The organism is Intrasporangium flavum (assembly GCF_001956915.1).
GTDB classification, from domain to species: domain Bacteria; phylum Actinomycetota; class Actinomycetes; order Actinomycetales; family Dermatophilaceae; genus Monashia; species Monashia flava.
Genome location: NZ_MLJO01000008.1, coordinates 1 through 9,714, shown reverse-complemented (window position 1 = coordinate 9,714; position 9,714 = coordinate 1). Strand labels below are relative to the sequence as shown.

At 71.8% G+C, this 9,714-nt stretch carries 8 protein-coding genes; all 8 read left to right on the top strand.

The window, feature by feature from the left end; translation table 11 throughout:
- Positions 1-291, top strand: coding sequence for an NADH-quinone oxidoreductase subunit NuoK (nuoK, locus tag BIV28_RS06625; protein WP_423221534.1), 291 nt, complete (start codon positions 1-3; stop codon positions 289-291).
- Between the two features lie 15 nt (positions 292-306).
- Positions 307-2,289 carry an NADH-quinone oxidoreductase subunit L gene (nuoL, locus tag BIV28_RS06620; RefSeq protein ID WP_076260388.1) on the top strand — a complete coding sequence of 661 codons (1,983 nt, stop codon included), beginning with the start codon at positions 307-309 and terminating at the stop codon, positions 2,287-2,289.
- Positions 2,290-2,327: 38 nt separating this feature from the next.
- The gene (locus BIV28_RS06615) at positions 2,328-3,929 is read left to right on the top strand and encodes an NADH-quinone oxidoreductase subunit M (protein WP_076260616.1); all 1,602 of its coding nucleotides are present in this window, start codon (positions 2,328-2,330) and stop codon (positions 3,927-3,929) included.
- The gene (nuoN, locus tag BIV28_RS06610; protein WP_076260386.1) at positions 3,926-5,539 is read left to right on the top strand and encodes an NADH-quinone oxidoreductase subunit NuoN; all 1,614 of its coding nucleotides are present in this window, start codon (positions 3,926-3,928) and stop codon (positions 5,537-5,539) included. The genes BIV28_RS06615 and nuoN overlap by 4 nt, the downstream gene beginning before the upstream one ends.
- Before the next feature lie 10 nt (positions 5,540-5,549).
- Complete coding sequence (locus tag BIV28_RS06605) at positions 5,550-6,569, top strand: polyprenyl synthetase family protein (RefSeq protein WP_076260384.1); 1,020 nt, start codon at positions 5,550-5,552, stop codon at positions 6,567-6,569.
- A 43-nt stretch (positions 6,570-6,612) separates the two neighbouring features.
- The gene (locus tag BIV28_RS06600; protein WP_076260383.1) at positions 6,613-7,818 is read left to right on the top strand and encodes an alanine racemase; all 1,206 of its coding nucleotides are present in this window, start codon (positions 6,613-6,615) and stop codon (positions 7,816-7,818) included.
- Positions 7,811-9,142 carry a D-arabinono-1,4-lactone oxidase gene (locus tag BIV28_RS06595; RefSeq protein WP_076260381.1) on the top strand — a complete coding sequence of 444 codons (1,332 nt, stop codon included), beginning with the start codon at positions 7,811-7,813 and terminating at the stop codon, positions 9,140-9,142. Before BIV28_RS06600 ends, BIV28_RS06595 begins: the two co-directional genes overlap by 8 nt.
- Positions 9,143-9,200: 58 nt before the next feature.
- A partial coding sequence (locus tag BIV28_RS06590) for a VOC family protein (RefSeq protein WP_207555820.1) occupies positions 9,201-9,714 on the top strand: 514 nt, incomplete at its 3' end.

Here is a 9,714-nt window from a genome sequence, read left to right as displayed (position 1 = left end):
ATGCACTACGTCTACCTGGCGGTGCTGCTCTTCGCCATCGGCGCGGCCACCGTGCTGACGCGTCGCAACGCGATCATCGTGTTCATGGGCGTCGAGCTCATGCTCAACGCCACGAACCTCGCCCTCGTCACCTTCTCGCGCATGCACGGCGGACTCGACGGGCAGGTCATGGCCCTGTTCGTCATGGTCGTCGCGGCCGCGGAGGTCGTCGTCGGACTCGCCATCATCATGGCGATCTTCCGTGCCCGCCGGTCGGCCTCGGTCGACGACGCCAACCTGCTGAAGCTGTAAGGAGCGCCGGACAGCATGGGAACACTCGTCCAGACGCTGACGGGCCACACGAGCTCGTTGGGCACCTACGCGGGGCTCGCCGCCCACGAGGGAGAGGCGCACGCCGCCACCGGCGTGACGTCGGCCGCGTGGCTGCTCGTCGCGCTGCCGATGCTCGGCGCCGCGATCCTCCTGCTCGGCGGACGCCGCACCGACAAGTTCGGCCCGATCCTGGGGACCGCCCTGTCGTGGGGCTCGTTCGTCGTCGGCGCGGTCATCTTCTTCTCGATGCTCGGCCGTGGTGCCGAGGACCGGGCGCAGACCGTCGACCTCTTCGACTGGATCTCGGCCGGCAGCTTCCACGTCAACGCGGGCCTGCTCGTCGACCAGCTCTCGATGGTCTTCGTCCTGCTCATCACGTTCGTCGGGTCGCTCATCCACGTGTACTCGATCGGGTACATGGAGCACGACCCCGACAAGCGGCGCTTCTTCGCCTACCTCAACCTCTTCGTCGCGGCGATGCTCCTGCTCGTCCTGTCGAACAGCTACCTGCTGCTCTACGTCGGCTGGGAGGGCGTCGGTCTCGCGTCCTACCTGCTCATCGGCTTCTGGAACCACAACCCGGCCTACGCCACCGCGGCCAACAAGGCGTTCATCGCCAACCGCGTCGGTGACTTCGGCCTGTCGGTCGCCATCATGCTGATGTTCTTCCACTTCGGTGCGGTCGACTTCACGACCGTCCTCGGGGCGGCCGGCAGCAACGCCAACCAGGGCTTCATGACGGCGATGGGCCTCATGCTCCTGCTCGGTGCCTGCGGCAAGTCGGCGCAGTTCCCGCTGCAGAGCTGGCTGGGCGACGCCATGGCCGGCCCGACGCCGGTGTCGGCGCTCATCCACGCGGCGACGATGGTCACCGCGGGCGTCTACCTCGTCGTGCGCTCCGCGCCGATCTTCGAGGCCGCCCCGACCGCCCAGCTCGTCGTCGTCATCGTCGGTGCGATCACGCTGCTCTTCGGGGCGATCGTCGGCTGCGCCAAGGACGACATCAAGAAGGCCCTCGCGGCCTCGACGATGAGCCAGATCGGCTACATGATGCTCGCCGCGGGCCTCGGCCCGGTCGGCTACGCCTTCGCGATCTTCCACCTGCTGACGCACGGCTTCTTCAAGGCCGGGATGTTCCTCGGCGCCGGCTCGGTCATGCACGGCATGAACGACCAGGTCGACATGCGTCGCTTCGGTGGCCTGTCGGGCGCCATGAAGATCACGTGGGCCACCTTCGGCCTCGGCTGGCTCGCGATCCTCGGTGTGCCCCCGTTCTCGGGCTTCTGGTCCAAGGACAAGATCATCGAGGCCGCGTTCGTCGGCGAGGGCTGGCGGCCCTGGGTCTTCGGCCTCGCGACGCTCATCGGCGCCGGCATCACGGCGTTCTACATGTCGCGCCTGTTCTTCATGACCTTCCACGGCAAGAAGCGCTGGACCGACGACGTCCACCCGCACGAGTCGGGCCGGCTCATGACCGTCCCGATGATGGTGCTCGCGGTCGGCTCGGCCTTCCTCGGACTCATCATCGGCCCGACCGGCCTGTTCACCTCGTGGCTCGAGCCGGTCACCGGCGCCGAGCCGGAGGGCGCGCACCCGGTCATCCCGGTGCCGGTCCTCATGGTGCTGACCCTGCTCCTCGTCGCCGGCGGTGCCGCGTTCGCGTGGCTGCGCTACTGGCGCGAGGAGGTCCCGGTCACGGCGCCGGTCGGCAACCTGCTGACGCAGGGGGCCCGCAAGGACCTCTACCAGGACCAGGTCAACGAGGCCCTCCTCATGCGACCCGGCATCCACCTGACGCGCTCGCTGGTCTTCTTCGACAGCAAGGGCGTCGACGGTGCGGCCGGTGGCCTCGCCGCGCTCGTCGGCGGGACCAGCGCCCGCCTGCGCAAGCTGCAGAACGGCTTCGCACGCTCCTATGCCCTGACGATGCTCGCGGGCGTCGTCGCCATCCTCGGTGCCCTGTGGGTGATCTCCTGATGACGACCGTCTCGACCGTCTCGACGGTGACGACCAGCATGTCCAGCGTCCCGTGGCTGACGATCCTCGGGGTCGTGCCGCTGCTCGGCGCGCTCCTCGTCGCGTTCGTGCCCGGTGGCGCCGAGAACGCCAAGCGCGTCGCGCTCGGCACCTCGGTGGTGACGCTGGTGATCGGCGTCGTCGCCGCGCTCCAGTTCGACCGCGGCAGCTCGGCGCAGTTCCAGCTCGGTGAGCTGCACTCGTGGATCCCGCAGTTCGGCGTCAGCTACGCGCTCGGCGTCGACGGCATCGCGCTCGTGCTCATCCTCATGGCCCTCGTCCTGACGCCGGTGTGCATCCTCGCCGCGTGGCACGACGTGCCGGAGGAGGCCGGGCCGCGGGGCGCGCAGCGGGTCAAGACCTACTTCGCGCTGCTGCTCGTCCTCGAGACGTTCATGGTCGGGGTCTTCGCGGCCACCGACGTGTTCCTCTTCTACGTCTTCTTCGAGGCGATGCTCATCCCGGTGTACTTCCTCATCGGGCGCTTCGGCGGCCCGCGCCGGCAGTACGCCGCGATGAAGTTCCTCCTCTTCTCGCTGGCCGGTGGCCTCGTCATGCTCGTGGCCGTCATCGGCCTCGGCATCCAGGGCCCGGGCGGCGCCGAGGGCTTCCTCGTCGAGCGCCTCACCGGCCTGCAGATGGACCCGACCACCGAGCGCCTGCTCTTCGTCGGCTTCTTCCTCGCCTTCGCGGTCAAGGCCCCGATGGTGCCGGTGCACACGTGGCTGCCCGACGCCGCCACCGAGTCGACGCCGGCCACGGCGACGCTCCTCGTCGGCGTCCTCGACAAGGTCGGCACGTTCGGGATGATCCGGTTCTGCCTCCAGCTCTTCCCGGAGGCGAGCCGGTGGGCCACGCCGGTCGTCATCGCCCTCGCGGTCGTGTCGATCATCTACGGCGCGCTGCTCGCGATCGGCCAGACCGACATGATGCGGCTCATCTCCTACACCTCGGTCAGCCACTTCGGCTTCATCGTGCTGGGCATCTTCGCCTTCACCTCGACCGGCAACGCCGGCTCGAACCTCTACATGGTCAACCACGGGTTCTCGACGGCGGCGCTGTTCCTCTTCGCCGCGATGCTCGTGCGACGCCGGGGCAGCAAGCGCATCCCCGACTTCGGCGGGTGGCAGCGGGTCACGCCCGGCCTCGCGGGGATCTTCCTCGTCGCGGGCCTGTCGGGTCTCGCGCTGCCGGGCCTGAGCAGCTTCGTCTCGGAGTTCCTCGTGCTCGTGGGCAGCTTCCCGACGCAGCCGGTGGCGGCCGTCATCGCGACGACCGGCATCATCCTCGCGGCGCTCTACATCCTGCTCATGTACAAGCGGGTCATGACGGGCCCGAAGCCCGAGGGCATCGTCGGTGAGCGCGAGCACGCGCGTCTCGACGAGCACGGCCGTCGCGGCCTGTCGCTCGTGCGCGACCTGACGACGCGCGAGAAGGTCGTCGCCGTGCCGATCATCGCGGCGTTCCTCGTGCTCGGCTTCTACCCGAACCTGGCGCTCAACGTCATCAACCCGGCCGTCGACAAGACGCTCACCGTCGTCAAGACCGCCGATCCGTCCGTCAACCCGGCCGGCACGCTGGCCGAAGGGAGCTCCAAGTGACCGCCGCCGCCCCGCTGGCGCTGACCACGCTTCCCGCCGCGTTCCAGCAGTCGAACGTCGACTACCTGGCCATCCTGCCGATGCTCATCGTGTTCGCCACCGGCCTGGTCGGCGTGCTCGTCGAGGCCTTCGCGCCGCGCTCGAGCCGCCACGTCACGCAGGTGTCGCTCGCGGTCGCCGGACTCGTCGCCTCGGCGGTCGCCGTCGTCGCGGCGGGCAGCCACGAGGGCCTGACGATGGGCCTGACCGACGGCGCGACCAACCGCCAGCTGTTCGCGCTGGCCATCGACGGGCCGGCCCTGTTCATGCAGGGCGCGATCGTGCTGATGGGCATCCTCGGCGTCCTGACCATGGCCGAGCGGTTCGGCGGCTCCGGGCCCGACGCGTTCACCCCGAGTGGTGCCTCGACGCCGGGCTCGCCGTACGAGACGGCCGCGGCCCGGGCGGGGGCGCTGACCTCCGAGGTGTTCCCGCTGACGATGTTCGCCATCGGCGGCATGATGCTCTTCCCGGCCACGAACGACCTCATCGGGATGTTCGTCGCGCTCGAGGTGCTCTCGCTGCCGCTCTACATCCTCTCGGGCCTGGCCCGACGTCGCCGCCTGCTCTCGCAGGAGGCCTCCCTGAAGTACTTCCTCCTCGGCGCGTTCAGCTCGGCGTTCTTCCTCTTCGGCACGGCGCTGCTCTACGGCTACGCGGGCTCGGTGTACTTCGGCGACCTCTCCAAGGCGGTGGCCACCGGCCCCATCGAGATGAACGGTCTGCTCCTGCCGGGCGCGTTCCTCGTCTTCGTCGGCCTCCTGTTCAAGGTGGGCGCGGTGCCGTTCCACGCGTGGACGCCCGACGTCTACCAGGGCGCCCCGACGCCGGTCACCGGCTTCATGGCGGCGTGCACCAAGGCGGCGGCCTTCGGCGCGATCCTGCGCCTGGCCTACACCGGCCTCGACACCGCGCGGTGGGAGTGGCAGAACGCCATCGTCGTCGTCGCGCTGCTGACGATGGTCGTCGGCTCGGTCCTGTCGGTCACCCAGACCGACGTCAAGCGACTGCTCGCCTACTCCTCGATCGCGCACGCCGGCTTCATCCTCGTCGGTGTCCTCGCCTTCGACCGCTCGGGCGTCGGCTCGGTGCTCTTCTACCTCGTCGCCTACGGCTTCTCGACGATCGCGGCCTTCGCCATCGTCTCGCTCGTGCGCCAGAACGGCACCGAGGCCACGCACCTGTCGCAGTGGGCCGGCATCGGCCGTCGGCACCCGGTGGTCGGCGCGGCGTTCGCCTTCCTCATGCTCGCCTTCGCCGGCATCCCGCTGACGAGCGGCTTCGTGTCGAAGTTCGGCGTCTTCGCGGCCGCCGTCGCGACGGGCGGCGCCACCGGCACGGTCCTGGCCGTCGTCGGTGTGCTCTGCAGCGCGATCACCGTGTTCGTCTACGCGCGCGTCATCGTCCTGATGTTCTTCAGCGAGGCCCCGGATGACTCGGTGGAGGTCGTGACGCCGTCGGTGACCACGACGTTCTCCATCGCGGTCGGCACGCTCGTGACCCTCGCGCTCGGCGTCCTGCCGTCGGCGCTGCTCGACCTCGCCGACCGCGCGTCGCAGTTCGTGCGGTGAGCGGGAGCCGATGACGACGCACGCCACGCCGCCGGTCCTCGGGATCCCGGGGGCCACGCCCGAGCTCGCCGCCACCCTGCGCGGCGGGCTCGAGCGGGTCGACGCCCTCCTGCGCGAGGTCGTCGACCACGACGACCCGTTCATCGCGCAGGCCTCGGGCCACCTGCTCGAGGCCGGTGGCAAGCGGTTCCGGCCGCTGCTGACCCTGCTGGCCGCCGAGCTCGGCGACGGCATCAACGACGACGTCGTGCGGGCCGCGGCCGGGGTCGAGCTGACCCACCTCGCCTCGCTCTACCACGACGACGTCATGGACGACGGCCGGATGCGGCGCGGCGTCACGTCGGCGAACGTCGCCTTCGGCAACTCGACGGCGATCCTCGTCGGCGACCTGCTCTTCGGCAAGGCCTCCGAGCTCGTCGCCGGGCTCGGCGCCGAGGCGGTGCTCATCCAGGCGCAGACCTTCGTCCGGCTGTGCGCCGGGCAGATCCGCGACGACCGCGACTGCCCGGAGGGCGTCGACCCGGTCGACTACTACCTCGGGGTGCTCGCCGACAAGACCGGTGTGCTCATCGCGACCGCCGGGCGCTACGGCGTCATGTTCAGCGGCGGCTCGGCCGAGACCGCCGAGACGCTGCGCCTCTACGGCGAGAAGGTCGGCATCGCCTTCCAGCTGGCCGACGACCTCATCGACATCGAGTCGGAGTCGGGGGAGTCGGGCAAGCTGCCGGGCACCGACCTGCGTGAAGGCGTCGACACCCTCGCGGTGCTGCGGGCCCGGGCGCTGGCCGACCCCTCGCGCCCGCAGGACGCCCGGCTGCTCGAGCTGCTCGACGCCGACCTGTCCGACGACGACGCCGCCGTCGCCGAGGCGCTCGAGCTGCTGCGGGCGCACCCGGGCCTCGAGCAGGCCCGCGAGGAGACCTTCGCCGTGGCGCGCGACGCCCAGCGACTGCTCGACCCGCTGCCCGACAGCGACGCCAAGGCGGCGCTGCAGGCCCTGGCCCTCTCGGTCGTCGAGCGCGCGGGGTGACGCCTCGGGCCGGTGGCGAGGTGACGCTCGGTAGGGTGCGCTCATGAGCGGCTCACCCTCCACGCCCGCCGCCGCGCCCCGTGGCCGGCTCACGGCCGCGCGGCTGTCCGTGGCGACCGCGGGCCTGCCCTACCCCGTGGCCGTCGTCGACGTCGACGCGTTCGACGCCAACGCGTCCGCGCTGGTCGCCCTGGCCGGCGGGTTGCCCATCCGGGTGGCCACCAAGTCGCTGCGCTGCCGGCCCCTCATCGAGCGGGCCCTCGCGCGCGAGGGCTTCGCCGGCCTCATGTGCTACTCGGCCCGCGAGGCGATCTGGTGGGCGCGCTCGGGCGAGCGCGACGTGCTGCTCGCCTACCCCAGCGTGGACGTCGAGGCCCTCGCCGAGATCGCCGCCGACGCCGAGGTGCGCTCGTCGGTCGCCGTCATGGTCGACAGCGTCGAGCACGTCGACCTCATCGCCCGTGACGTGCCCGGCCACGCCGGCCTGCGGTTGGCCGTCGACGTCGACGCCTCGCTGCGCGTCGGTCCCGCGCACATGGGCGTGCGCCGGTCCCCGACCCGCACGCCCGCCGAGGTCGAGGCGGTCATCCGCCGGGCGCAGGGCCACGGCCTCGCCGTCGTCGGCCTGATGTTCTACGACGCCCAGATCGCCGGGCTGCCCGACACCGGTCCGGCCGTGCGCCGGATGAAGAAGGTCTCGGCCCGCGAGCTGCTCGCCCGTCGCGCGGAGGTCGTCGCGGCCGCGCGGGCGCTGGCCGACCTCGAGATCGTCAACGGCGGAGGCACCGGCAGCCTGCACGTCACCGGGCGCGACACCTCGCTCACCGAGCTCGCCGCCGGGTCGGGCCTCTACGCTCCGACCCTCTTCGACGGCTACGACGCGCTCGACCTGACGCCGGCGGCCTTCTTCGGCACCGCCGTCGTGCGGCGGCCAGCCGACGGCGTCGTCACGGCCTACTGCGGCGGCTACGTCGCCTCGGGCCCGCCGGGGTGGTCACGGGTGCCCGAGCCGCTCGAGGAGCAGGGGCTGCGGCTCGAGCGGCGCGAGGGCACCGGTGAGGTGCAGACGCCGCTGCGCGGGCCGGGTGCCGACCGGCTCGCCCTCGGTGACCGAGTATGGTTCCGACACGCCAAGGCAGGGGAGCTGGCCGAGCGGTTCACCGAGTTCGTCCTCGTGGCCGGGGCCGCTGGCGACGAGGTCGTCGGACGAGCCGCGACCTACCGCGGGGAAGGGCAGTGCTTTGGCTGAGAACGCGACACGCGTCGTCCGGAGCGTCGACTGGTCGAACTGGGCCGGCACCGAGTCCACGAAGCTGGCCCGGGTCGCGACGCCGCGCAGCGAGGCCGAGGTGGCCGACGAGCTGCGTCGGGCCGCCGCCCGCGACCTGCGCGTCAAGGCGATCGGGGCCGGGCACTCCTTCACCGGGGTCGCCGTCACCGACGGCGTCCAGCTGCGGCTCGGGGCGCTGTCGGGCATCACCTCGATCGACGCGACGCGCGGCGAGGCCACCGTGCGCGCCGGCACGCCGCTGCACGTGCTCAACGAGGAGCTCGCCGCCTTCGGGTACGCGATGCCGAACCTCGGCGACATCGACCGCCAGAGCATCGCCGGCGCCACCGGCACCGGCACCCACGGCACCGGCCTGCGCCTCACCGGGCTGTCCGCCGGCATCCGCGGCCTGCGCCTGGTGCTGGCCGACGGCTCGGTCGTCGACTGCTCGCCCCGGCGCGAGCCCGAGCTGTTCCAGGCCGCCCGCCTCGGTCTCGGCGCGCTCGGCATCGTCACCGAGATCACGCTCGCGGTCGTCCCGGCCTTCCTGCTGCACGCCGTCGAGAAGCCCGAGCCCCTCCTCGAGGTCCTCGAGCACCTCGACGTCGTGGCCGAGACGAACGACCACTTCGAGTTCTACTGGTTCCCGCACACCGACCGCACCCAGACCAAGCGGAACAACCGGGTGCCGGCGGGCACGAGCGCCAAGCCCCTGCCGGCCTGGCGCGAGCGGCTCGACGACGACCTGCTCAGCAACCGCTTCTTCGAGCTGACCAACCGCGTCGCCACCCGGATGCCGCGCACGACGCGGGGCATCAACGCCGTCGCCTCCCGGGCGCTGTCGGAGCGGCAGTACACGGACTGGTCCTACAAGGTCTTCGTCACCCCGCGCGACGTGCGCTTCATGGAGTCGGAGTGGGCCTTCCCCCGCAGCGCCCTCGCCGACGTGCTCCTCGAGCTGCGGCAGTGGGTCGACACCCACGACGAGCACATCTCCTTCCCCGTCGAGTGCCGGGTGGCCGCCGCCGACGACGTCTGGCTCTCGACGGCCCACGAGCGCGAGAGCTGCTACGTCGCGATCCACAAGTACCACCGGCAGGAGCCCGGAGCGTACTTCGCGGCCTTCGAGGCCATCGCGGTCAACCACGGCGGCCGGCCGCACTGGGGCAAGATGCACACCCGCGACGCCGCGTACCTGAGCGGCGTGTACCCGCGGTTCGAGGACTTCCTCGCGGTGCGCGACCGCGTCGACCCGAAGCGCCGGTTCGCCAACCCCTACCTCGAGCGGGTCCTCGGCTCCTGACGCGCGGTGGCTGTCGGCGGTCGGCCCTACGGTGGTCGGACCCGTCGAAGGAGGAACCATGCAGCGCACGTACCCCGAGGGCGTCCCGTCGTGGGTCGACACCGAGCAGCCCGACGTCGAGGCCGCGATGGCCTTCTACGGTGCGGTGCTCGGCTGGACCTTCGTGCCGGCGACGCCACCGGGCGACCCGTTCCGCTACGTCATCGCCCAGCTCGACGGCGCCGACGTCGCGGGGCTCGGCGGGCCGGCCGAGCCGCCTGCCGACCGTGCGGGCGTGGACGGCGACGGGGGCGCGGCGCCGACGTGGAACACCTACGTCGCGGTCGACGACGCCGACGCGGCCGCGTCCCGGGTGGCCGAGCTCGGCGGCACGGTGAGCCAGCCGCCCACCCCGGCCGGCGAGGGCGGCCGGTCCGTGGTGGCCACCGACCCCTTCGGCGCGCAGGTCCGGCTCTGGGAGGCCCGACGGCGACTCGGCGCCCAGGTCGCCAACGTGCCCGGGGCCTGGAACTTCAGCGAGCTGCACACCGCGGACCCCACTGCGGCCGCCGGCTTCTACGGCGCGCTCTTCG